Raw genomic sequence first — 22,792 nt, 5'->3', positions numbered from 1 at the left:
TCAGACTTGTCCATGGAATGTTCGTCTGTGAGGGGGCCCTGTGAACGAGGCGCTGAAGGAGCTGCTCGATCTGCTCGACCTTGAGCAGATCGAGCTCGACATCTTCCGGGGCAGAAGCCCGGAGGAGCGCATCCAGCGCGTCTTCGGCGGCCAGGTGGCCGCGCAGGCCCTCGTGGCGGCCGGCCGCACCGTCCCCAAGGACCGGCACGTCCACTCGCTGCACGCCTACTTCATCAGGCCGGGAGACCCGTCGATCCCCATCGTCTACAACGTCGAGCGCCTGCGCGACGGCCGGTCCTTCACCACCCGCCGGATCGTCGCCGTCCAGCACGGCAAGGCGATCTTCACGATGTCGGCCTCCTTCCACATCTTCGAGGAGGGCGTGGAACACCAGGCGTCGGTGGCGCCGGTCGTGCCCGCCCCCGAGACGCTGCCGACGTTCCAGAACAGGATGTCGGAGGTGCTGGGCGATCACCCCGAGCTGCGGGAGTGGCTCTCGCGCCCGCGGCCCGTGGACGCCCGCTACGTCTCGCCGCTGACGTGGGAGGCGCACCTGAACCCCGAGCTGCGCAGCGCCCAGACCAACGTGTGGTTCCGCTACGACGCCGACCTGCCCGACGACCCGCTGCTGCACGTCGTCCTGGCCGCGTACGCCTCGGACTTCACGCTCGTGGACACGATCCTGCTGGCCCACGGCATGGCCTGGGGGGCCTCGAACGTCATTGGCGCGTCCCTTGACCACGCGATGTGGTTCCACCGCCCGTTCCGGGCCGACGACTGGCTCCTGTACGCCCAGGAGGCCCCCTGGTCGGCGGGCGCCCGGGGGCTCGCGCGCGGCGAGATGTTCACCGCGTCGGGCGAGCTCGTGGTCTCCGTCGTCCAGGAGGCGATGATCCGCGTGGCGAAGTAGTCGCGCCACAGCGGGTTGTGACACCGTGGTTGTGTCACAAAATCGCAGGTAGAAAATATGTTGCCCCTTCCCGGCTTCCCGGTTTAGGGTCATGGACAAGCGAGTCGGACACTCCTGTTTCCGACGATCTGATGAGTGGAGGTGAGCCCCGGTGATGAGCATCAAGATGTCGGCCACGCAGTGGCTCGCTTCCGCATGCCGTGACTCGGTGAGGCTCGTCGATGGGGCGGCCAAGCTGCGGCAGGAGAAGTCTGCCCGTATCCAGGCCCCCGCCTTCTACGCGCGAGCCCACACGGGCGTTGCCGCTCCGCAAGGCGTTCCTGTCTATGGCGCAGGTATCGCTGCCCCGACCAACCAGCTCACCAAGGGTGGACTGTGCGGTCCGCAACCCTGGAGGGATGCTCCGGTCATAACCTGACCGGCACATAGCAGCCCCCAGGCCGCGGATCCGCACACAGGATCCGCGGCCTCTTTGTTTTGTCCGCGATCCCCGACCACCTCCGAGGTGCCCGACAAGATCAAAAAGCTCAATCAGAAGGAGAAGCAGATGGGGGCGAAGACGATCATGGACCTGATCGACGAAGCCAAGATCCCCTGTCGTACCGACCCTGACCTGTGGTTCGCAGAGTCACCCGAGGACGTCGAGTTCGCCAAGGCTCTCTGCGGCGGCTGCCCGATCCAGCAGGCCTGCCTGGCCCGCGCGCTTGAGCGCGAGGAGCCGTGGGGCGTCTGGGGCGGCGAACTGATCCTCAGGGGAACGATCGTTCCCCGCAAGCGTCCGCGCGGGCGTCCCCGCAAGCACCCGGTCGCTGCCTGACCACCTTCCAGCCTCACGAGCGAGAGAGAACCAGAACACCGATGAACACTTCTTCCACCAGGAGCCTGTCCGTGCCGCATCTGTTTCATGACATGGTGAATGACCGAATACAAACTCTCCACCGAGAGGCGGAGGAGCAGCGCCTCATCCTCCGCGTGAGCCGCGTACAGCGGGCGCGACGCGAGGTCAAGCGGGCCAACGACCGCTTGCGCAGGGCGCTGAGCCAGCAGCTGTGATCGCGGAGATCCTGCCGCCGGCGCAGGATCTCCTGATCCCTGCCTGCACCTGAAGAGCCGGGCGCACCCAGCGCCCGGCTCTCCCCATGCCCCCTCGCCCTCGCGTCCGCCCTCGCCCTCGCGTCCGCGCCGTCCTTCGTGCCGCCGTCCGGCGGTGCCGCCCGACCTTGGGAGGGACGTACGATGGCGCATGTGACCAGCAGACCCGCCGAAGCGCAACACCTGCGTGACCTCGCCCTGCTGCGCCGCGTCCGCGACCGCATCGACCGCGACTACGCCCAACCGCTGGACGTCGAAGCCCTGGCCCGCGGCGTGAACATGTCAGCCGGCCACCTGAGCCGCGAGTTCCGCCGCGCGTACGGCGAGGCCCCCTACGGCTACCTGATGACCCGCCGCATCGAACGCGCGATGGCACTCCTCCGCCGCGGCGACATGAGCGTCACCGAGGTCTGCTTCGCGGTCGGCTGTTCCTCGCTGGGCAGCTTCAGCACCCGTTTCACCGAACTGGTCGGCATACCCCCCAGCGTCTACCGCCGCCGCGCGGCGAGCGCGACCGCGGGCATGCCGTCGTGCGTGGCGAAACAGGTGACCAGACCCATCAGGAACCGAGAGACCGCGCTTACCTAACCCCAATTAGCGTGACTTCCATGGACATCACCATCCACTCCAGCTTCCTCCCGCACACCGACCCGGAAGCCTCCCTGACCTTCTACCGCGACGCCCTCGGCTTCGAGGTACGCAACGACGTCAGCTACAAGGGGATGCGCTGGCTCACGGTCGGCCCGGTCGGCCAGCCGGACACCTCCATCGTCCTGCAGCCACCGGTCGCGAACGGCTACGGCATCACCGACGACGAACGCCGCACCATCATTGAGATGATGGCCAAGGGCACTTTCGCCGGCGTGAATCTCGCCACCACCGACCTCGACGCCACCTTCGAACGACTGAAGGCCAACGGCGCCGAGATCGTCCAGGAGCCGATGGACCAGCCGTACGGCGTCCGCGACTGCGCCGTACGCGACCCCTCCGGCAACCTGATCCGCATCCAGGAACGTCACCCCTGACACCACATCACCCCTGACGCACCCGGCGCTCATGGGTGGCAAGCTCGGTCGGTGGTTCGCCGGCACATCCACGCCGATGAAGGCACCATGGCCGCGTGATCTCGAACGGGATGATCCCGTGTAGAGGCTGCGTCCACGCAGCGCGATGACGGCACAACCAGCCGATCACCGATCAGGCCCCTCGTGACACCGACCCTGCCCCACAGCTCTGGCGCAGGCCAGCCTCGACTTGTGCCGCAGTGCTCTGGTGCAGACCGGCCTCCACCATGCCGCAGTACAAGATCGGTTCGTGCCCGTGCCGACACGAGGTCCGGTAGAGCCTTCCGCAAGACCCCGAGCTCGCCCGGCCTCCCTCGAAGCGCTCCCCGAACACCTGCCACCCTCCAGCGGCCGGCCTGTCGGAACTCGTCACCGCGACGCCAGACACGGCGGTTCCCAGACGTAACCCCCAGTCAGACAACCGCCGAAGTCACCACATAGCAGCGAACGAAGCCCGCCCCTTCACACCCGTTTCCCCCGAGCGAGAACGCCGCCTGGTCAGCCGATCGCCAGAGCCTCGCCGTTGGGGTCGTCGGCGAAGCCCGGGACCCAGCGGATCACCTCGTCACGGAAGCGGGCCGTCGTGCCCAACTGGCACAGGACGCCGACGCCGGCCGCATGCACCCGGTGAATGAGCACGTACGACGGCGGCAGGTTGAGCTGGCGGACCACGTTCGTCGGACGGAGATCCGTGACGCTGGCCGCCTGAGCCTGCAGCCACTCCCGGCTGAAGGTGAACTCCTCCACGGCCGTCGGCTCCACGTACGGGGCCAGGAACCCCCGCAGGGCGTCGGGATCGATGTCGATGTCCTGACGGATGAAGCCCTCCTCGCGCAGACCCGTCATCACGGTGCTCATGTCACCCTGGTTGAAGATGCGCGTGAGCTGCCCGAAGACCTTCGGATACCCCCCGGGCAGCCGGTTGACCGCGCCGAAGTCGAGTACGCCGAGCTTGCCGTTGGCCAGGACGCGGAAGTTGCCCGGGTGGGGATCGGCGTGCAGCATGCCGACCCGGGCAGGGGAGCAGAACAGGAACCGGACGAACAGCAGCCCCGCGTGATCACGCTCCTCCTTGCTGCCCTCGGTGATCACCCGCGACAGGGGAGTGCCGTCCATCCACTCGCTGACCAGCACCATCTCGTTGGCCGCCACCACATCGGGGACGTGGAAGTCGGGATCGCCGTTGAACTCCAGCGCGAAGGCGTGCTGGGCCTCGGCCTCGCGAAGGTAGTCGAGCTCCTCGGCGATCCGCTCGCGCAGCTCGGCCAGCAGCGCCTTCATGTCGAGGCCGGGCAGCAGCGCCCCGAACATCTTGCCCAGCCGGGCCAGCTGCGTGAAGTCGCCGAGCAGCGCCTTGCCCGCACCCGGGTACTGGATCTTGACGGCCACCTCGCGCCCGTCGTTCCAGACGGCCTTGTGCACCTGGCCGATCGAGGCGGCGGCCGTGGGCCGGTCGTCGAACGAGAGGAAATGCCTGCGCCAGTCGTCCCCCAGTTGCTCGGCGAGCACCTTGTGGACGGTGGCGACCGGAAGCGGAGGGGCGGCGTCCTGGAGTTTCGTCAAGGTCGCCCGGTAGGGGCCGACGATCTCCGGCGGGAGCGCCGCCTCGAAGATCGACAATGCCTGCCCGAGCTTCATCGCCCCGCCCTTGAGCTCGCCGAGCACCTTGAAGATCTGCTCGGCGGTACGCTGCTGAACCTCCTGGGCCACGATTTCTGCTGATTTGCCGCCGATGCGCTTGCCCAGGCCGAGGGCGGCCCGCCCGGCGAACCCGAGCGGAAGGGTGGCCAACTTTGCGGAGCGGGTGACTGCCCGACGCGGAAGATCGCTCACACTCATGCGCGGAACCTCTCCCGAGATGCCGCTTCCCCCCTTCGTGGTCGTCCCCTGAGCACGTCAGTCGCTGGTAGGTGACACGTCCATTGTTAGCGAATAAGGATTGTTTCGCATACAACGACATTGCGGATGAGGGCTCCACGACCGTCTTTTCCAGCACCAATCAGGCATTACGTCCATTGTGCCGTTCGTCACAGAGGACGTACGGCCCTCGAGATGAGCAAGCGCATGACCGGTCACCTCGGCCGCGACGAGCGTGGCGAGAGTCGTGTCGCAGGCGATCTCCCCGGGTGGATAGCCGCCCAGCCGCGCGGTGACGATCGGCCAGGCCGGGTCGTGATCCCGGCGCGTCAGGTCAAGACAGTGCAGGCACGTCGTCTCCCCCGGAAGCACCAGCGGACCGACGGAACCGTGCCCCTCGAACGCCGACGCCAGCAGATGCGGGATGCCGAAGTCGGCCAGCTCGTTGACCAGCACCCCGTCAAGAGGCCCGACGGGCGCGAGGACGACGAGGTCGGGACGCGCGGTCCCGTCCCCCAGATGAGGAGCTCCGGCCAGGACCTTCGAGGACGGGACGACGTCCTGGCCCCCCTCCGGCACACCGCGCTGCTCAGCACCCGTCGGAGGAGGCGGCCCAGGAGAAGGGACACGAGCGACACCGCTGCGGGGCGACGGGACGTCCGAGCGCATCGGCCGAGCAGCGGCCGTGCCGGATGACACGATGCCCGGCCGCCCAGGCCGGCCGGTGGCGCCACCGGCCGACGTCGCGTTCCGAGCCGCGGGCTGCGGCGACGAGGTACGACGTCGCGAAGAGGGAACGGCAGCCGCAGAGACGTTCGTCGGCGGGGGAGAGATGAGCCGCCCGGCGACCGCCGCCGCACCCTCCTCCCGGGACAACCCCAGCTCGGCCCACGTCAGGCCCCCCGGCGTGATGTCCCCCGGCCGGACCGGACCCGGATCGATCACGCGGATGTCGCCGACCCCGCCGGCCGCGAGCAGGGCGACGATCTGCGCCCCCACCCGCCCGGCCCCGTAGACCCGTACCTTCGCCTCCCGGCGACGTCGCAGCAGCTCGACGCCACCCTCAGGAGTGTTGGAGGCGAGGTCGAGCGCGTCGAGGTCGGGTTTCAGCCGATCTCTCTCGGCGAGGGACAGCTCCCGCAGCGGCTCCGGGAACGGACCCGCGTCGTGAAGGGCGCCCCGCGTGGCCAAGTAGTCGAGCAGAGCCTGAGCACACGGCTCGTCGAGCCCGGCCGCCGCCGCGTCACGCAGCACCCGCCGCAGGTCGCGGGTGCCGTCGAGCCCCTCGATCCACTGGCGCACCGATCTCGTCAGGCCGGTCAGCGTGATGGCCCGCAGGGGATGCACGCCGTACTGGAGAGTGTGCTCGTCGCGGAGGATGCGCCGCAGCGCCGGCTTCACACGTGGCCTCATGGCCGGAAGGTTCGCACGTCCGACCAAGATCCCGAGCTGGTTCCGCGCCGCCTGTGGACAACCTCCGACCGCTACGCCTGACCTGTGGACAACCGCCCCACCGCGTCCGCCCGCCGCAGGGCGTTACGCTTCGCCGCATGAGCGAGCTCTTGGTCGACCGCAAAGACGACGGAGTCGTCTTCCTCACCCTCAACCGCCCCGATCTGCGCAACGCCATGACCGACACCATGACGGCCGAATGGCGCGAAACCATGACCGCCCTGGCCGCCGACCGCGACCTCCGCTGCGTCGTCGTCACCGGCGCGGGCAGCGCGTTCTCCTCAGGCGGCGATCTGTCGTGGATCGGCGAGCGGGGCACCGAGGCTGTGCCGCCACTCCGCGACCGCATGCTCGCCTTCTACCGCACCTGGCTCATGATCGCCGGCCTGGAGGTCCCGACCGTCGCCGCCGTCAACGGTCCAGCCGTCGGCGCGGGCCTGTGCGTGGCCCTGGCCTGCGACCTCGTCTACGCCGCCGACGACGCCGAACTCCTGGCCCCCTTCACCCGCCTCGGGCTGCACCCCGGCATGGCCGCCACCCATCTGCTGCCGAGAAGGGGAGGTACGGGACTGGCCCGTGAGATGCTCCTGACCGGCCGCGCGCTTACCGGGACGGAAGCGGCAGATAAAGGCTTGGTAAATCAATCTTTCCCGAAGAATGACCTCCTCTCCGAGGTTTCGGTCATCGCCAAGAAGATCGCACAGATGGCTCCAGTTGCCACGCGGCTCACAAAGGTCGCCCTGAACCAAGACCATCAAGACCTGGAAGCCGCCCTGAGGTGGGAATCCTTGGCCCAGCCCGTGACCATGGCATCATCCGACCTGCTGGAGGGCCTGGCGGCGCATCGGGAAAGGCGCATGCCCAAATTCACCGGCTCTTAATCATCTGACCAGCAGAAACAACGTCCACCCTCTGTGGAATTTCGTCAGTCTCGGCTAACGTGCATATGTGCCCCCCGAGACAGTCGAGGTCCGTCGCAGTTCTCGTCGCCGGCGTACGGTCTCCGCCTACCGCGACGGCGACAAGACGATCGTGCTCCTGCCAGCCTGGCTGAGCGGCGAAGACGCGGATGAATGGGTGAGCCGGATGCTCGACCGGCTGGCCGCCAAGGAAGAACGACGAAGGCCGACCGACGAGGCCCTGCTCGAACGGGCGAGGGAGCTGTCGGTGAAGTACCTCGACGGCCGGCCCGACCCCGCGAGCGTCCGATGGGTCGACAACCAGCAGCATCGCTGGGGCTCCTGCACCCCGGAGAACGCGACGATCCGGATCTCGACCCGGCTCAAGGGCCTGCCCGAGTGGGTCATCAACTACGTCATCATCCACGAGCTCGCGCACCTGATCGTGCCGAGTCACGGCCCCAGGTTCTGGGCGCTGGTAGAACAGTATCCGAAGGCGGAGCGGGCGCGCGGGTTCCTCGAAGGATTCTCCGCGGCGGCCCACACGGCACCGGAGGAGTGTTGACGCGCATCGTCGCCGTCCTGGTACGCGGCCACATGGCCGAAGCGGCGCCCCCCGGCGTCGATCCACGGCAGTTCCTGGAGGCCGTGGCCGAGGACACCTACGAGATGGTCGCCGGTCTGGAGCTCGTCACCCCGGTCCTGATCACCGCGGTCCCCGGCCTCGACGACATCGTCTGGCCCGGCACGGAGATCATCACGATCGCGGAGGACGAGCCGCTGCGGTCCGTCCTCGGCCGTCTGTCCGGCGACCAGGTCGCCGTGATCAACGCCGACGCGCCCGACCTGCCTCCGCTGCTGGTCGGCAAGCTGTTCAGGGAGCTGGGCAGGGCCGAGATCACGGTCTGCCCGGCGGCGGGCGGCGGCGCGGTGGCGCTGGCCTGCCCGCTCCCGCTCCCCGGCTGGGCCGATCCCGACCTCGACGATCCCGACGTCGTCGCCACCCTCCGCGCCCAGGCCCCGGGCCCGCGCAGGGTCGCCACCACCTCGGGCTGGCACCGCCTGCGCACCCTCGATGACGTCGAACGCCTCGATCCCGGTCTCGAAGGCTGGGACAACACCCGCGCCCTGATCACGAGCCGCTGACCACCCCTCAGGGCACGGTCAGCTCGGCCAGCACGGCACGGTGATCGGTGCCCGGCACGTCGCGCACGCTGACCTCCCTGACCCCCACCCGCTCGTCCACCAGCACGTGGTCGATGGTGATGATCGGCGGCACCCGCTTGTTGGCCGGCCACGTGGGGATCAGCCCCGCGCCCACCTGGTCGGCCGCGTCCTTGTAGCCCCGGGCCAGCAGCCTGCGCAGCGAGGCGTGGTCGAGCGAGGCGTTGAAGTCGCCGGCGAGGATCCGCACGGTTTCGCGGCTGGCGGAAGGAAGCCTGGAGAGCGCCTCGTTCCAGTTGACCACGTTGGGGCCGAGCGGCGGGTAGGGGTGGACGTCCACGAACTCGATCGGCTTCCCGCCCGGCAGCGACACCATCGCGGCGGGCATTTTGTGCCCTACCGGGGGGACGACGTCCCAGAGCGGCTGGAGCGGGTGCCTGGAGTAGATGCCGCTGCCGCCCGCGTCCCATTCGTCCTCGAGCATGCGGTGGGGCATGAGCTCCTTCAGGCCCGCCGCGTCCATGTCGGCCACGGCACCCGGGGTCAGCTCCTGCGTGCTCAGCACGTCGGGCCGGAACTCGCGGACCAGGTTCACGATCACCTGCGCGTCGGCCCTGCCGAACAGCATGTTGATGGTCATGACCCTGAACGGCCTGCCGGTCGTGGCCTCGGCCGTGCCCAGCGCGCGGGGCAGGACGCTGAACCCGAGCGCGGTCGTGGTGAGCAGCGCCACGGCCGTCGCGGCCCGCTTGCGCCCGAGCGCCGCGATCAGGAGGGGGACCAGGGACCCGGCCGCCGCGTACGGCGTCGCGGTCATGAGCTGCGTGGGCAGCGAACCTCGTTCCAGCCCGGCCACCCTGGCCACGGCCCAGGCCGCGAAGGGTGTCACGGCCAGCCAGGTCAGGACGTTGCCGGGCAGCTTGCGCGGCTTGCGGCCAGGCGTCACGATCGTGCCGCCAACGGCAGAAGTCTCCACGCGGCCCCCCTTGGAACGATGCGAAGGACTCTAGCCCAGCGAACGGGAGCGCGAGCTGAGAGCGGCGCGTCCGCGTGCGGCCAGCCGGCGCGTGGCCTCGTCGGACAGCTCGGGGATCTCGTCGACGGGGAACCAGCGCAGGTCGAGCGATTCGTCGCTCATGACGGCCTCGGCGCCGGGAGGGGCCACGGCCGCGTACTCGACGTCGAGGTGCCAGCTGCGCGGCGGATGGCACCAGACCTCGTGCTTGTCCACGGCCAGCGGCCCGGGCAGCAGCTCAAGTCCGGAGATTCCCGACTCCTCGGTGGCCTCGCGCAGCGCCACCGCCTCAAGCGTGGCGTCGAAGTCCTCGCAGTGGCCGCCCATGGGCAACCACTGCCCGGCCTTCGGATGCAGCGTGAGCAGCACCTGGGCGCCGTCGTGGCTGAGCACGGCGGTGGTGGCCGTCAGGTGGCCGGGTGCGCACGCGCGCCACATGGCGTCGTCGTACGTCCGCAGATGGCCGAGGAACTCGGCGCGCAGCGCCTCCTCCTCGGGGGTCGGCGCGGTCCACGAGGACAGCACCGCCACCGCGTCGTCGTGCAGGGTCACCGGCCGCCGTCCTGGTCGCCGTCCTGGTCGCCGTTCTCGCCGCCGTTCTCCTCGTGGGGCTTGGCCTCCAGCTGGGAGATGTCCCAAGTCGCCTCGCCGCGTACGAACGCGTCGGGGTCGTCGAGGTCTTCGGCCGTCGGCATGAGGTCGGGGTGGCCCCACAGGGCGTCGCGGCCGTCGACGCCGCGCTCGCTCTCCAGCGCGCGCCACAGCGCCGCCGCCTCGCGCAGCCGCCGGGGCCGCAGCTCCAGCCCGACCAGCGTGCCGAACGTCAGCTCCGCGGGCCCGCCGGTCGCCCGGCGCCTGCGTACGGTCTCGGCCAGCGCGACGGCCGAGGGCAGCTTGCCGTCGGCGGCGCGGTCGACCACCGTGGCCACCCACCCCTCGACCAGGGCGAGCATCGTCTCCAGGCGGGCCAGGGCGGCCTTCTGCCGCTCGGTCTCCTCGGGCTTGAGCAGCCCGCCGCCGCTCAGCGCCTCCTGGATGGCCTCGGGGTTGTTGATGTCGAGCCCGCGGATCTGCTCCTCCAGCGCGGAGGTGTCCACGGTGATGCCCTTGGCGTATTCCTCGACGGCCCCGAGCAGGTGCGAGCGCAGCCACGGGACGTGCTGGAACAACCGGTGGTGCGCGGCCTCGCGCAGCGCCAGATAGAGCCTGATCTCGTCGGCGGGGATCTCAAGGCCCTCGCTGAAGGAGGCGATGCCGCCGGGCAGCAGCGCCGCCGTGCCGGACAGCGGCAGGCCGATGTCGGTCGTGCCGATGACCTCGCGCGCCAGCGAGCCGAGCGCCTGGCCGATCTGCTGACCGACCATCATGCCGCCCATCTGCTTGAGCATGCCCATCAGCGGCCCGGCCATCTGCTGGGCCTCGGGCGGCAGCCCGGAGCCGCCGAGCGCGCCGCCCATGGTCTCGACCATGCGCTCGGCAACGGGCTCGCAAAGCTTCCGCCAGACCGGGACCGTGTTCTCGATCCACTCGGACCGGCTCCAGGCTTGCGGGTTGGACACGCCGCTCGGCAGTGTCGTCGCCTCGTTCAGCCACAGGTCGGCCAGGCTCAGCGCCTCGACGATCTGTCGGCGCTCGCCTTCCATGACGCTCGGATCGCCCTGGGCGACCACGGCGTGTCGTGCGATGTTCTTGGCCATGTCCCAGTTGACAGGGCCTGAACCCTGAGGCGCCGACAACATGTCGGCGAACTGGCGCATCGCCTGAGCCATTTGCTCAGGGTTGCCGAACATGGCGAACGGGTTCTCGTTAGGGTCGTTTTCGCGACCTGGCAGGTCAGTCACCGCTCTACCTCGTGCAGGATGGAGGAGTCCACATCCGCCACGTTAGTCGTCCTACGGCGGATCAGTGCAAAGTGAGGACCTGGTGCCTACCTCGAAACGCCCGCGCCAACCCGTCGTCGCCGTCACCGGCGCGGCCTCCGGCATCGGCCGCGAGTTGCTCGTGAGGCTCGCATCCTCCGCGGATTTCCGCAGAGTGGTGGCCATCGACGAGGAGCGCGGCGACGTCCAGGAAGCCACGTGGAGAGTGATCGACGTACGGGATCCGCTCTTGGCGAACCGGATCTCCGACATCGACGTCCTGGTCCATCTGGCCGGTGACTACGCCGTCGACTCCGACCCCGGGGCGCGGCGCGCGTACAACCTCAGAGCAGCGCAAACGGTGCTCACCGCCTGCGCCGCCGCCCGCGTGCGGCGGGTGATCCTGGTCACCAGCGCCATGGTCTACGGCGCCGCGCCCGACAATGAGGTCCCCCTGCCGGAGGACTCCCCGGTGGCCGCCGAGCCCGACACCGGCGTCGTGGGCGACTACCTGGAGATCGAGTCGCTGGTCCGCAGGTCGCTGCGCAGCCACCCCGGCCTGGACGTCACGGTGCTGCGCCCGGCGGCGGTCGTCGGTCCGGGCGTCGACACGGTCATCACCCGGCACTTCGAGTCGCCGAGGCTGCTCACGGTCAAGGGCTGCAGCCCTCATTGGCAGTTCTGCCACATCGACGACCTGATCTCGGCGCTGGAGCTGGCCGCCAAGGGGGCCGTCACCGGAGTGGTGGCCGTGGGCTCCGACGGCTGGCTGGAGCAGGAGCAGGTCGAGGAGCTGTCCGGGATCCGGCGGTTCGAGCTGCCGGCCGGGCTCACGTTCGGCACCGCGCAGCGCCTGCACCGGCTCGGCATCACCCCCGCCCCCGCGACCGACCTGCACTACGTCGTCTATCCGTGGGTCGTCGACTGCTCGGCGCTGCGCGAGGCGGGCTGGAAGCCCACGTGGACCAACGAGGCCGCCTTCCGGCAGCTCCTCGAACTCCGCGAGAACAGGACCACCGTGGTCGGCAGGCGGCTGCCGGTCAAGGAGGCCACGCTCACCGCGGCCGGCGCCACCGTCGCGGTCATCGGCACCGCGGCGATCGTCCGGCAGGTGCGCAAGAAGCGTCGTCAGTAGGAACGTGAGGTTAGGCTCTTTCCGTGGACGTCATCCGGTTGCTCGGCATTCGTGACACCCCGTTGTCCGTGGACGAGGTGCTGGCCGCGGTGGGAGACCACGCGGCGGGCGGCACCGCGATCTTCATCGGCACGGTCCGCGAACAGGACCACGGCAAACCCGTGACCCGGCTCTCCTACTCCGCCCACCCCTCGGCGCCCGACGAGCTGCGCCGGGTCGCCGAGAAGGTCGCGGCCGACTTCCCTGTCACCGCGATGGCCGCCGTCCACCGGGTCGGCGACCTGGGGCTCGGCGACACGGCGGTGATCGTCGCCGTGGCCTCGCCACACCGCGACGAGGCGTTCAAGGCCTCGCGCAGGCTCATCGACGACCTCAAGGCAGAGGTCCCCATCTGGAAACACCAGGTGTTCGCCGATGGCGAGACCGAGTGGGTCGGCGCCTGCGAATAAGCTCATCACCATGTCACGACGCGTCCTCACCCTGCTGCTGGCGGGCTTCTTCGTGCTCGCGCTGGGCGTCGTGGGCGCGTTCCGGCCGGTGCCGTACGTCGTGCTGAGCCCCGGGCCCACCGAGAACACCATCGGCGAGATCGACAAGAAGCCGGTGATCTCGATCAGCGGCCGGCAGACCTATCCGACCAGCGGCGCGCTGAGCCTGGTCACCGTGGCCTACCAGGGTGGCCCGGCCGCCCAGATCGACCTGCTGACCGCGTTGCGCGGCTGGATCGACCCGACCGTCGCGGTGGTCCCGCAGGAGACGATCTTCCCGCCCGGCCGCGACGCGAAGAAGGTCGACGAGGAGAACGCGGTCGAGATGACCAACTCCCAGGACTCCGCCAAGGCCGCCGCGCTCAACGAGCTCAAGATCCACTACGACCGGGTCGTCACGGTGCTGTCCACCGAGAAGGGCAAGCCCGCCGACGGCAAGCTGCAGAAGGGCGACCAGATCAACTCGGTCGACGGCAAGCCGGCCACCGACTCCCAGCTCGTCGGAGACACCGTCAAGGCTCACAAGCCGGGCGAGACCGTGACCTTCAACGTGACCAGGGGCGGCCAGAAGCTCGACGTCTCCCTGCAGCCGATCGCCAGCAAGGACGGCAAGCCGCTCGTCGGCGTGCTCATGCAGGAGAAGTTCAAGTTCCCCTTCGACGTCGAGATCAACGTGGGCGACGTCGGCGGGCCGAGCGCCGGGCTGATGTTCTCGCTCGGCATACTCGACAAGCTGACCCCCGGCGAGATCACCGGAGGCAAGCGCATCGCCGGCACCGGCACCATCGACACCGAGGGCCAGGTGGGGCCCATCGGCGGCATCGCCCAGAAGATGGTGGGGGCCCGCGACTCGGGCGCGACCGTCTTCCTCACCCCCGCCGACAACTGCGCGGAGGCCATGAAGGCCGTGCCCGACGGCTTGCGGCTGGTCAAGGCCGACACGTTGCACGACGCGGTGCTCGCGCTCGACGCGCTGCGCACCGGGAAGGGCAATGTGCCCGCTTGTGAGGCCGGATGAAACTTCCGGCGAGCGCCGTGCGTTAGCCGTACGGCTGGCGCTGCGGTGTAAGTTGCCAGACACGGACCGTTTCTTCATCACGACGAGGGGTTGGCCTTGAGCTTCCGGACCCCAGGGGCCGGCAGGGCGATGCGCTTGCCACGCCGGCCGCGGCTGCTTCTGCCTGTGGTCATCGCGCTGGTCGCGATCGTGGCCCTGTTTTTTCTTTTTTCTGGGATTTATACCGACTACCTGTGGTTTGACGCGACCAACTACACGTCGGTCTTCTCCGGGGTGCTGCTGACCGAGATCGTGCTGTTCCTCGTCGGAGCGGTGCTCATGGTCGGCATCGTGGGCGGCAACATGCTGCTGGCCTTCCGGACCCGGCCGATGTTCGGCCCCGCCGTGTTCGGCGGCGGCAGCGGAGCCGACCGCTATCGCATGGCGCTCGACCCTCACCGCAAGCTGATCTTCATCGTCGGCATGGGCCTGCTCGCGCTCTTCTCCGGCTCCTCGTTCGCGGGGCAGTGGAAGACGTGGCTGCAGTTCGTGAACGGGGCCACGTTCGGCAAGAAGGACGAGCTGTTCGGCATGGACATCTCGTTCTTCATGTTCGACTACCCGTTCATCAGGATGGTGCTGAACTTCCTGTTCACCGCCGTGATCATCTCGATCGTCCTGGCCACGATCACCCACTACCTCTACGGCGGCTTCCGGCTGCAGTCGCCGGGCGTGCACGCCTCCAGGGCCGCGCGGATCCACCTTTCCGTGCTGCTCGGCGTGTTCGTCCTGCTCAAGGCCGTCGCCTACTACATCGACCGGTTCGGTCTGGTCTTCTCCGACCGGGGCTACGTGCACGGCGCGTCCTACACCGACGTCAACGCCGTGCTCCCGGCCAAGAACATCCTCGCGATCATCGCGTTGATCTGCGCCGTGCTGTTCTTCGCCGGAGTCGTGCGCTCCGGCGGCATGCTGCCCGGCGTCTCGTTCGGCCTGCTCGTGCTCTCGGCGATCCTGATCGGCGGCGTCTACCCGGCGCTGGTCGAGCAGTTCCAGGTCAAGCCCAACCAGCAGGGCAAGGAAGCCCTCTACATCGACCGGAACATCCAATCCACCCGATCAGCCTACGACGTGCAGAACGCCGAAGTGATCGACTACAACGCCCAGGCCGACCCGACCAAGGTCAGCGCCGGCGGCGACGAGTCGGTGACCGGCGTACGCCTGCTCGACCCGGCGCTGGTGTCGTCCACGTTCGAGCAGACCCAGCGCATCCGCGGCTTCTACGGCTTCCCCGACCAGCTCGACGTCGACCGCTACCCGGGCAAGGACGGCAAGCTGGTCGACCACGTGGTCGGCGTCCGCGAGCTGCTCGGCCCGCCCGCGCCCCAGAACAACTGGATCAACCGCGCGCTGGTCTACACCCACGGCTACGGCTTCGTCGCCGCGCCGGGCAACCAGGTCGACGCGGGCGGCCTGCCCGCCTACGACAGCAAGGACATGCCGGTCACCGGCGACCTCGCCGCCTCGACCGGGCTCAAGGAGCCGCGCGTCTACTTCGGCGAGAACCCCGGCTCCACCGAGTACGTCATCGCCGGCGGAAACCCCAGCAACCCGCAGGAGCTCGACTACCCGGTCTCCGGCGGCAAGACGGGCCAGCAGAACACGACCTACACCGGCAAGGGTGGCGTGCCGATCGGCTCGGCCCTCAACCGGCTGGTCTACGCCGCCAAGTACGGCGAGATGAACATCCTGCTGTCGGGTGACGTCAACGAGAACTCCAAGATCCTCTACGTGCGCAACCCGCGGGAGCGGGTGGAGAAGGTCGCGCCGTTCCTGACCCTCGACGGGAACGCCTACCCGGCGATCGTCGACGGCCGGATCACCTGGATCATCGACGGGTACACCACGTCCAACGCGTACCCGTACTCGCAGAGCGAGAGCCTCGGCGACATGACCCGCGACCTGGCCACCGACCGTCGCGTGGTCGCCCAGCAGCCGCAGGACGAGATCAACTACATCCGCAACTCGGTCAAGGCCACGGTCGACGCCTACGACGGCACGGTCACCCTCTACGCCTGGGACGGCAACGACCCGGTGCTGAAGACGTGGTCCAACGCCTTCCCCGGCACGATCAAGCCCGCCTCGCAGATGAGCCCCGACCTCCAGGCGCACATCCGCTACCCGGAAGACCTGTTCAAGGTGCAGCGCTACATGTTGTCGCGCTACCACGTCACCAACGCGGCCGCCTTCTACAGCGCCCAGGACTTCTGGAACATCCCCAGCGACCCGTCGCAGGGCAACCAGTCGGTCAAGCAGCCGCCGTACTACCTGACGGCGACGATGCCCGACGAGTCCGAGCCGTCGTTCTCGCTGACCACGACCTTCGTCCCCAGAGAAGGCCCCAACCTGGCGGCGTTCATGGCGGCGGGCTCCACGGTCGGCAAGGACTACGGCAAGCTGCGCATCCTGCGCATGCCGTCCAACACCACGGTCCCCGGCCCCGGTCAGGCCCAGAACAACTTCCAGAACAAGTTCTCGGGCGAGCTGGGCCCCCTCGGCCTCGGCCAGGCCAACGTCAGGTACGGCAACCTGCTGACCCTGCCGTACGCGAGCGGCCTGATCTACATCGAGCCCGTCTACGTGCAGACCAAGGCGGGCACCGGCCAGGAGCCGTACCCGATCCTGCGGCGGGTGCTGGTGGCGTTCGGCAACAAGGTCGGCTCGGGTGACACCCTCGACCAGGCGCTGGAACAGGTGTTCGGCGGCGAGCAGCAACAGCAGAACACCCAGCCCCAGCAGACCACGCCCAACCAGACGAACACGTCGGCGATGAACACCGCCATCTCCAACGCCCAGAAGGCCTACGAGGACGCCCAGAAGGCCCTCCAGGCCAGCCCCCCGAACTGGGACGAGTACGGCAAGGCGCAGAAGCGGCTGGAGGAGGCGCTGAAGCAGATCGAGAGCGCCAACGTCAAGCCGGCGGCGACCCCGTCGCCCTCGGCCGCACCTTCGGCCTCCCCGTCGGCATCACCTTCGGCGACCCCGTCGGCCTCACCGCCGGCCACGTCCACGCCGACGCCGACGCCTTCGGGCACACAGGCCGGAGGCACGACCTAGCCCATTCAGTTTGCGTCCATCCCTCGTCGCCGATAGGCTTGAGAAGCAAGACAACGACGCGGGGTGGAGCAGTTCGGTAGCTCGCTGGGCTCATAACCCAGAGGTCGCAGGTTCAAATCCTGCCCCCGCTACCAAGATTCGAGGTCCTGGCCGACGGCCAGGGCCTCGTTGCTTTTCAGCGGCACCGCGGGTCCCATCCGGCGTCGTCCGTGTCCAGGAACTCGACCACCGCGGATGCGGGATCACCGTCCTTGTAGTACACCCTGCCGCCCGCCTTGTCGTAGTAGCTCGTGAGCTCGGCCTCGGACAGGCTGGTGAGCAACGAGAACCTGACGAGGAAGTCACAGTGGTCGCCGTTGCCCTCCTGCACCCCCACCGGCCCCTGCACCCCGGAGGCGTTGAGGGAGGTCCCGGGCGGCAGGGGATGGGCGAGGAGCCGATCCTCCATGTTCGCCAAGCGAAGGTCGTTCCCCCATATGGGCACCATGACGAGCAGGGCCAGCGCCACGGGCGGCACAACGAAGAACAACCGCCGGCGCGGGAACCGGCGGCGTGGCGGGAGAGGTTTCAGCAGCATGAGGCCCATGGTCATGCCGCCGACTCGCCCCGACAAGCCCGGCCGGGTCGGAGGACTCCGAAAGGGCGCTATAGTTGAAACAACACACCGACGCGGGGTGGAGCAGTTCGGTAGCTCGCTGGGCTCATAACCCAGAGGTCGCAGGTTCAAATCCTGTCCCCGCTACCAATCCGAAGTCCCTGGTCGCCACACGGCGACCAGGGACTTCGTCGTTTCCGGACCTGATCAACAGCCACCCTTGTCGGACGACCATCATGCTGATTACATGATTACATGACGGAAAAAGAAGTCCCGACCATCTACGAATGGGCGGGCGGAACCGAGGCGTTCGAACGGCTGACCGCGACGTTCTACCGGACCGTCCTCAAGGACGACCTCATCGGGCCGCTGTTCGCCCACATGGACCCTGAACACCCCAAGTACGTCGCCATGTGGCTCAGCGAGGTCTTCGGCGGCCCTGGCCGGTACACCCACGAACGCGGCGGATATCCCCACATGCTTGCTCACCACCTGAGCCGGGCGATCACCGAACCGCAGCGCCGCCGCTGGGTGAACCTCCTCATGGACGCCGCCGACGAGGTCGGCCTGCCCGACGACCCCGAGTTCAGGGCGGCGTTCGCCGGCTACATCGAATGGGGCACCCGGCTGGCCGTGCACAACTCCCAGCCCGGCGCGACCCCGCCACCGGAGGCCCCGGTTCCGCACTGGGGCTGGGGAGTCGCCCCGCCATACCAGCCGTAACCTGGAGGAATGGGAAGCACGTCGCGCGGGCGGCTGCGGGTCTACCTGGGCGCGGCGCCCGGCGTCGGCAAGACGTACGCCATGCTCAGCGAGGCACGACGGGCCAAGGAGCGCGGCCGTGACGTGGTCGTGGGCCATGTCGAGACCCACGGCCGCGGCCAGGTCGCCCGCCTGCTCGACGGCCTGGAGATCGTGCCGGGCCACACCCTGCTCCATCGCGGCGCCACCTTCACCGAGCTCGACGCCGACGCGGTCATCGCCCGCCGCCCCAAGGCCGTGCTGGTCGACGAGCTGGCCCACACCAACACGCCCGGCTCCCGGCACGCCAAACGCTGGCAGGACGTCCAGGACATCCTGGACGCGGGCATCGACGTCGTCTCCACGCTCAACATCCAGCACCTGGAGTCCCTGCGCGACGTGGTCGAGCAGATCACCGGCCTTCCGCAGCGCGAGACCGTCCCCGACGATCTCGTACGGCGGGCCGACCGGCTCGAACTCGTCGACATGTCACCCGAGGCCCTGCGCCGCCGCCTCGCCCACGGCAACGTCTACCCGCCCGAACGCGTCGACGCGGCCCTCGCCAACTACTTCCGCGTCGGCAACCTGTCCGCCCTGCGGGAGCTCGCCCTGCTCTGGGTGGCGGACCGGGTTGACCGCCAACTCACCGCGTACCGGACCGACCACGACATCGCGGGCACCTGGGAGGCCCGCGAACGCGTGGTCGTCGCCCTCACCGGCGGCCCCGAGGGCGACACCCTCGTGCGCCGCGCCGCCCGCATCGCGGCCAGGACCAAGGGCGCCGACCTCCTCGCCGTGCACGTCACCCGGGCCGACGCCCTGTCCACCGCGAGCGACCCCGCCAACCTGGTACGCCAGCGCAAGCTCGTCGAGGACCTCGGCGGCACCTACCACCAGGTGGTCGGCGACGACATCCCGCGCACGCTGATCGAGTTCGCCGACGGCGTGAACGCCTCGCAGCTCGTCCTCGGCGCCTCCCGGCGAGGACGGCTCGCGCAGCTGTTCACCCGCGGAGTGGGCATGACGACGGCCACGCTGTCCGGCTCGATCGACGTGCACATGGTCCCGCACGAAGCCGTCAGGAAGGGGTCGGGACGGCCGCCGGCCGGGGGAGCACTGACGCGTACGCGAAGGTTGTCCGGCTGGGCGCTGACGCTGGTCGCGATGCCGTCGCTCACCGGCGTGATCGCGCCCCTGGACCTGAGCCTGCCCAGCGAGATCCTGCTCTTCCTGCTGCTGGTCGTCGGCGTCGCGCTGGTGGGCGGGATGTGGCCGGCGCTCACGGCGGCGGTGCTCGCGTTCGGGCTGCTCAACTGGTTCTTCACGCCGCCGGTGCACACCCTGACCATCTCCGAGCCGGAGAACGTGCTCTCCCTGGCCATCTTCGTCCTGGTCGCCGCCATGGTCAGCACCGTCGTGGACATGGCCGCCCGGCGCCGCAGGGAAGCGGCCCGTTCCAGGGCGGACGCCGAGGTGCTCTCCACGCTGGCCGGACACGTATTGCGCGGGGAATCGGCGCTGCCCTCGCTGCTCGGACGGCTGCGCGAGACATTCGGACTGACCGCGGTCACCCTGCTCGAACGGGACGACCCGCCGGGGGACTGGCGCATCGTCGCCACGTCCGGCGGCCCCCCGATCACCGCCCCGGACGGCGGGAGCGGCGTCGTCACCATCGACGACCGGCTGGTCCTCGCGACCCGCGGCCGGCTGCTCGACGCCAGCGACCGTCGCGTCCTGGAGGCGTTCGCCGCCGAGGCCGCCGTCGCCCTGCGCCAGGAACGCCTGCGCGAGGCGGCCGAGCGCGCCGAGCCGCTGGCAGAGGCCGACCGTATGCGCACCGCGCTGCTCGCCGCCGTCGGTCACGACCTGCGCACCCCGCTCGCCTCCGCCATGGCCTCCGTGGAGAGCCTGCGCAACACCGACATCGCCTGGTCCGACGAAGACCGTGCCGAACTGCTGGCCACCGCCGACGAGTCCCTGATCAAACTGAACCGCCTCGTCTCGAACCTGCTCGACATGAGCCGCCTCCAGGCCGGCGCCCTGGGCGTCACCCTGCGCCCCGTCGCCGTCGAGGACGTGCTGCCCCGCGCCATCGACGACCTCGGCCCACTGCATGACCGCGTCAAGGGGGACATTCCGGTCGACCTGCCGGAGTTCCAGGCCGACCCGGCGCTGCTCGAACGCGTCCTGGTCAATCTGATGGCCAACGCCGTCCGCTACAGCCCCGACGGCGAACCCGTACTCGTCACCGCGAGCTGGCACGGCGAACACGTCGAGCTGCGCATCATCGACAGGGGTCCAGGAATCCCCCCGGACGCACATGAAAGGGTGTTCCTGCCCTTCCAACGACTCGGCGACCGCGACAACCACACCGGAGTGGGGCTCGGTCTCGCACTCTCACGCGGCCTCACCGAGGCGATGGGCGGCACGCTCCTCCTTGAGGACACGCCCGGAGGAGGGCTCACCATGACCGTCTCACTGAGGAGGGCCCCGTGACCCGCGTGCTCGTCGTCGACGATGAGCCCCAGATCCTGCGTGCCCTGCGCATCAACCTGGCGGCCAGGCACTACGAGGTCGCGGTCGCGCCAGACGGCGCGTCGGCGCTGCGCCAGGCCGCCGACTGGCATCCCGACCTGGTCGTCCTCGACCTCGGTCTGCCCGATCTCGACGGGGTCGAGGTCATCGAGGGGCTGCGGGGCTGGACGAAGGTCCCGATCATCGTGCTGTCGGGACGTACCGACAGCACGGACAAGGTGGACGCGCTCGACGCAGGCGCCGACGACTACGTCACCAAGCCGTTCGGCATCGACGAGCTGCTGGCCCGCATCCGCGCGGTGACCCGCCGCACGAACCAGCACGAAGAGGAACCCGCGACGGTGCGGCTCGGCGATCACGTGATCGACCTCGCCGGCAAGACGATCTCAGGCGGCGTACGGCTGACCCCGACGGAATGGCACTTCCTGGAGATCCTGCTCCGCAATCCCGGCAAACTGATCAGCCAGCGGCAGTTGCTGACCGAGGTGTGGGGCGTCAGCTACCTGAAGGAAACCCACTACCTGCGCCAGTACATGGCCCAACTGCGCCGCAAGCTCGAACGCGACCCGGCCCACCCGGTGCACCTGCTGACCGAACCCGGCATGGGATACCGGTTTCAGCCCTCCTGATCCCTGACCAGGACGACCGCCTTGAGCACGGCCCACCCGAACAACAGAACGCCGAAGAGCACCTGAGCGGCACGCACCCACAAAGAAGACACCTGGTCCGCATAGATCACAACACCGATCCACATCAGACCAAATATCCCGACCAGGATGATTGCCGACCAGTTCAGCCGCCGTTGCCACATAAGCGCAGTCTTACAGCCGGGTAGCCAAGACCGGGTATGGCCACAGTCCTCATCCGGTCGAACCATGCCGGATCGGCACAGAACGATCAGTAGCTGGGGCAGTCGGCTCAGCGGGGGAGTGTCCGGTGTGCCCCGACACACCGCCGCAGACGCATGCCGCGCACCCGGAGGGCCGGCGGCTGTTGCTGCTGCTCCTCCTGCAGGTGGGCGAGCAGCGCCTCGGCCGTACGGGCGTCGGACAGGATGCGCTGCACGGCCTCCCCGTCCTCGGGCAGCTGGCCGCGCTCGGCCAGCTCGTGCGTGAGGAAGGCGAGCGGGTCGGGCGCGCCGGCCATGTCCGCCGCCACCGTCGCCCGCGCCGCCGTGAGCAGCCGCAGGTAGTGGGTACGCAGGACGGCCTCGCGCATGCGCGCGTGTTCGAGGTCGTCGATCAGGGTTCGGGCGATCCCCAGGAGGTCTCCCGCGTGGGTCGCCGGATCGGCGAGGAAGGCACGGATGTCGTCGAACTCCGAGCGGGTCATGGCGGGCACCTCCGAGAGCGCAGTCTGCTCGTGGCTACCTTCGTACCGAGGAGCGATTGCGGTTGACTTGCTGACGGCTTGACTCCAGGTGTCGGTACGGGCCGACATGACCCAGGTTTGACGATCTTGTGACGAGGGAAGGACCCTACGATTACCTGTGTGGCGCGAAGTAGGCGCGGGAGACTGCTAGAGTTGCTTCGCGCAGGGCGGCCAAGGGGCTCGCAAGAGCCTCAAGACAAGCCCGGCAAATCCCACTTCCTTCTGGTCCATTCAAGACGGTTCAGAGCGGTCTGAATGAGCTGGTAAGTTAGAGGGGTTGTCCCGGAAGCGGGGCGCGACTTAATTACCGCAGGTCGAGCAAGTCCGGTCAATTTGACAGAGACTTGAACGGCTGAAAGAATTAAGACACAACGAAAGAACGCAAGACGAAATGAACGCCTCCGAACGGGGATCCGGGAACGGGTTCTGGTGAGGAAGTACGCGTCCGTTTCTTGAGAACTCAACAGTGTGTTAAAAGCCAGTGCATGAATTACATGCATA

At 68.8% G+C, this 22,792-nt stretch carries 22 protein-coding genes and 2 tRNA genes; 16 read left to right on the top strand and 8 right to left on the bottom strand.

What is annotated here, in order from left to right; all coding sequences use genetic code 11:
- Window positions 1–40: 40 nt before the first annotated feature.
- From ACIHAD_RS27265 to ACIHAD_RS27250, 4 genes are all read left to right on the top strand, one after another.
- On the top strand, window positions 41–910 hold the full coding sequence (locus tag ACIHAD_RS27265) for an acyl-CoA thioesterase II (protein ID WP_189652464.1): 870 nt from the start codon (window positions 41–43) through the stop codon (window positions 908–910).
- A 547-nt stretch (window positions 911–1,457) separates the two neighbouring features.
- The gene (locus ACIHAD_RS27260; protein WP_397357713.1) at window positions 1,458–1,727 is read left to right on the top strand and encodes a WhiB family transcriptional regulator; all 270 of its coding nucleotides are present in this window, start codon (window positions 1,458–1,460) and stop codon (window positions 1,725–1,727) included.
- A gap of 419 nt (window positions 1,728–2,146) precedes the next feature.
- On the top strand, window positions 2,147–2,590 hold the full coding sequence (locus ACIHAD_RS27255) for a helix-turn-helix transcriptional regulator (RefSeq protein ID WP_397357473.1): 444 nt from the start codon (window positions 2,147–2,149) through the stop codon (window positions 2,588–2,590).
- A gap of 20 nt (window positions 2,591–2,610) precedes the next feature.
- Window positions 2,611–3,027 (top strand): VOC family protein, encoded by a 417-nt coding sequence (locus ACIHAD_RS27250; RefSeq protein WP_397357472.1) that lies wholly within the window; start codon window positions 2,611–2,613, stop codon window positions 3,025–3,027.
- Between the two features lie 537 nt (window positions 3,028–3,564).
- Here ACIHAD_RS27250 and ACIHAD_RS27245 read toward each other — a convergent pair.
- Both ACIHAD_RS27245 and ACIHAD_RS27240 read right to left on the bottom strand, forming a co-directional pair.
- The gene (locus ACIHAD_RS27245) at window positions 3,565–4,899 is read right to left on the bottom strand and encodes an ABC1 kinase family protein (RefSeq protein WP_397357712.1); all 1,335 of its coding nucleotides are present in this window, start codon (window positions 4,897–4,899) and stop codon (window positions 3,565–3,567) included.
- Between the two features lie 63 nt (window positions 4,900–4,962).
- On the bottom strand, window positions 4,963–6,336 hold the full coding sequence (locus ACIHAD_RS27240; protein WP_397357471.1) for a thiamine biosynthesis protein ThiF: 1,374 nt from the start codon (window positions 6,334–6,336) through the stop codon (window positions 4,963–4,965).
- Between the two features lie 137 nt (window positions 6,337–6,473).
- Between ACIHAD_RS27240 and ACIHAD_RS27235 the strand changes: the two genes are divergently transcribed.
- From ACIHAD_RS27235 to ACIHAD_RS27225, 3 genes are all read left to right on the top strand, one after another.
- Complete coding sequence (locus ACIHAD_RS27235; protein ID WP_397357470.1) at window positions 6,474–7,256, top strand: enoyl-CoA hydratase/isomerase family protein; 783 nt, start codon at window positions 6,474–6,476, stop codon at window positions 7,254–7,256.
- Between the two features lie 67 nt (window positions 7,257–7,323).
- Complete coding sequence (locus ACIHAD_RS27230) at window positions 7,324–7,839, top strand: M48 family metallopeptidase (RefSeq protein ID WP_397357469.1); 516 nt, start codon at window positions 7,324–7,326, stop codon at window positions 7,837–7,839.
- Window positions 7,836–8,420 carry a hypothetical protein gene (locus ACIHAD_RS27225; RefSeq protein WP_397357468.1) on the top strand — a complete coding sequence of 195 codons (585 nt, stop codon included), beginning with the start codon at window positions 7,836–7,838 and terminating at the stop codon, window positions 8,418–8,420. The genes ACIHAD_RS27230 and ACIHAD_RS27225 overlap by 4 nt, the downstream gene beginning before the upstream one ends.
- 7 nt (window positions 8,421–8,427) lie before the next feature.
- On the opposite strand, the gene ACIHAD_RS27220 is transcribed toward ACIHAD_RS27225, so the two are convergent.
- Genes ACIHAD_RS27220 through ACIHAD_RS27210 form a run of 3 tightly spaced genes read right to left on the bottom strand, consistent with a single transcriptional unit; the run spans window position 8,428 to window position 11,243 of the window.
- Window positions 8,428–9,414, bottom strand: coding sequence for an endonuclease/exonuclease/phosphatase family protein (locus tag ACIHAD_RS27220; RefSeq protein ID WP_397357467.1), 987 nt, complete (start codon window positions 9,412–9,414; stop codon window positions 8,428–8,430).
- Window positions 9,415–9,444: 30 nt separating this feature from the next.
- The gene (locus tag ACIHAD_RS27215; RefSeq protein ID WP_397357466.1) at window positions 9,445–10,005 is read right to left on the bottom strand and encodes an NUDIX hydrolase; all 561 of its coding nucleotides are present in this window, start codon (window positions 10,003–10,005) and stop codon (window positions 9,445–9,447) included.
- Window positions 10,002–11,243 carry a zinc-dependent metalloprotease gene (locus ACIHAD_RS27210; RefSeq protein WP_397357465.1) on the bottom strand — a complete coding sequence of 414 codons (1,242 nt, stop codon included), beginning with the start codon at window positions 11,241–11,243 and terminating at the stop codon, window positions 10,002–10,004. Before ACIHAD_RS27210 ends, ACIHAD_RS27215 begins: the two co-directional genes overlap by 4 nt.
- A gap of 130 nt (window positions 11,244–11,373) precedes the next feature.
- Here ACIHAD_RS27210 and ACIHAD_RS27205 point away from each other — a divergent pair, with 130 nt between their 5' ends.
- The 5 genes from ACIHAD_RS27205 to ACIHAD_RS27185 all read left to right on the top strand — a co-directional run bounded on the left by ACIHAD_RS27205 (window position 11,374) and on the right by ACIHAD_RS27185 (window position 17,183).
- Window positions 11,374–12,447: an NAD-dependent epimerase/dehydratase family protein gene (locus ACIHAD_RS27205; protein WP_397357711.1), complete on the top strand. Its 1,074-nt coding sequence runs from the start codon at window positions 11,374–11,376 to the stop codon at window positions 12,445–12,447.
- A 23-nt stretch (window positions 12,448–12,470) separates the two neighbouring features.
- The gene (locus ACIHAD_RS27200) at window positions 12,471–12,896 is read left to right on the top strand and encodes a molybdenum cofactor biosynthesis protein MoaE (RefSeq protein ID WP_397357464.1); all 426 of its coding nucleotides are present in this window, start codon (window positions 12,471–12,473) and stop codon (window positions 12,894–12,896) included.
- Window positions 12,897–12,906: 10 nt separating this feature from the next.
- Window positions 12,907–13,953 (top strand): PDZ domain-containing protein, encoded by a 1,047-nt coding sequence (locus ACIHAD_RS27195; RefSeq protein ID WP_397357463.1) that lies wholly within the window; start codon window positions 12,907–12,909, stop codon window positions 13,951–13,953.
- A 129-nt stretch (window positions 13,954–14,082) separates the two neighbouring features.
- On the top strand, window positions 14,083–17,049 hold the full coding sequence (locus ACIHAD_RS27190; RefSeq protein WP_397357462.1) for a UPF0182 family protein: 2,967 nt from the start codon (window positions 14,083–14,085) through the stop codon (window positions 17,047–17,049).
- Window positions 17,050–17,106: 57 nt separating this feature from the next.
- Window positions 17,107–17,183, top strand: a tRNA-Met gene (locus ACIHAD_RS27185).
- Between the two features lie 41 nt (window positions 17,184–17,224).
- Here ACIHAD_RS27185 and ACIHAD_RS27180 read toward each other — a convergent pair.
- Window positions 17,225–17,626, bottom strand: a complete 402-nt coding sequence (locus tag ACIHAD_RS27180) for a hypothetical protein (RefSeq protein WP_397357461.1) — start codon at window positions 17,624–17,626, stop codon at window positions 17,225–17,227.
- Between the two features lie 91 nt (window positions 17,627–17,717).
- Here ACIHAD_RS27180 and ACIHAD_RS27175 point away from each other — a divergent pair.
- The 4 genes from ACIHAD_RS27175 to ACIHAD_RS27160 all read left to right on the top strand — a co-directional run bounded on the left by ACIHAD_RS27175 (window position 17,718) and on the right by ACIHAD_RS27160 (window position 21,549).
- Window positions 17,718–17,794 (top strand) — tRNA-Met (locus ACIHAD_RS27175).
- A gap of 105 nt (window positions 17,795–17,899) precedes the next feature.
- Window positions 17,900–18,367, top strand: a complete 468-nt coding sequence (locus ACIHAD_RS27170) for a group II truncated hemoglobin (RefSeq protein WP_397357460.1) — start codon at window positions 17,900–17,902, stop codon at window positions 18,365–18,367.
- 9 nt (window positions 18,368–18,376) lie between these two features.
- Window positions 18,377–20,881: a DUF4118 domain-containing protein gene (locus tag ACIHAD_RS27165; RefSeq protein WP_397357459.1), complete on the top strand. Its 2,505-nt coding sequence runs from the start codon at window positions 18,377–18,379 to the stop codon at window positions 20,879–20,881.
- A complete protein-coding gene (locus ACIHAD_RS27160; protein ID WP_397357458.1) occupies window positions 20,878–21,549 on the top strand; it encodes a response regulator in 672 nt (223 codons plus the stop codon). The genes ACIHAD_RS27165 and ACIHAD_RS27160 overlap by 4 nt, the downstream gene beginning before the upstream one ends.
- Here the strand turns inward: ACIHAD_RS27160 and ACIHAD_RS27155 are convergent.
- Complete coding sequence (locus tag ACIHAD_RS27155; RefSeq protein WP_397357457.1) at window positions 21,537–21,731, bottom strand: hypothetical protein; 195 nt, start codon at window positions 21,729–21,731, stop codon at window positions 21,537–21,539. The genes ACIHAD_RS27160 and ACIHAD_RS27155 overlap by 13 nt on opposite strands.
- A gap of 107 nt (window positions 21,732–21,838) precedes the next feature.
- Window positions 21,839–22,252, bottom strand: a complete 414-nt coding sequence (locus ACIHAD_RS27150; RefSeq protein WP_397357456.1) for a hypothetical protein — start codon at window positions 22,250–22,252, stop codon at window positions 21,839–21,841.
- Between the last annotated feature and the right edge of the window lie 540 nt (window positions 22,253–22,792).

Origin of the sequence: Nonomuraea sp. NPDC052265, from assembly GCF_044547985.1 — a bacterium.
Lineage (GTDB): Bacteria > Actinomycetota > Actinomycetes > Streptosporangiales > Streptosporangiaceae > Nonomuraea.
The sequence above is the reverse complement of the archived record's forward strand: the minus strand, read 5'-3'. Positions and strand labels throughout refer to the sequence as shown.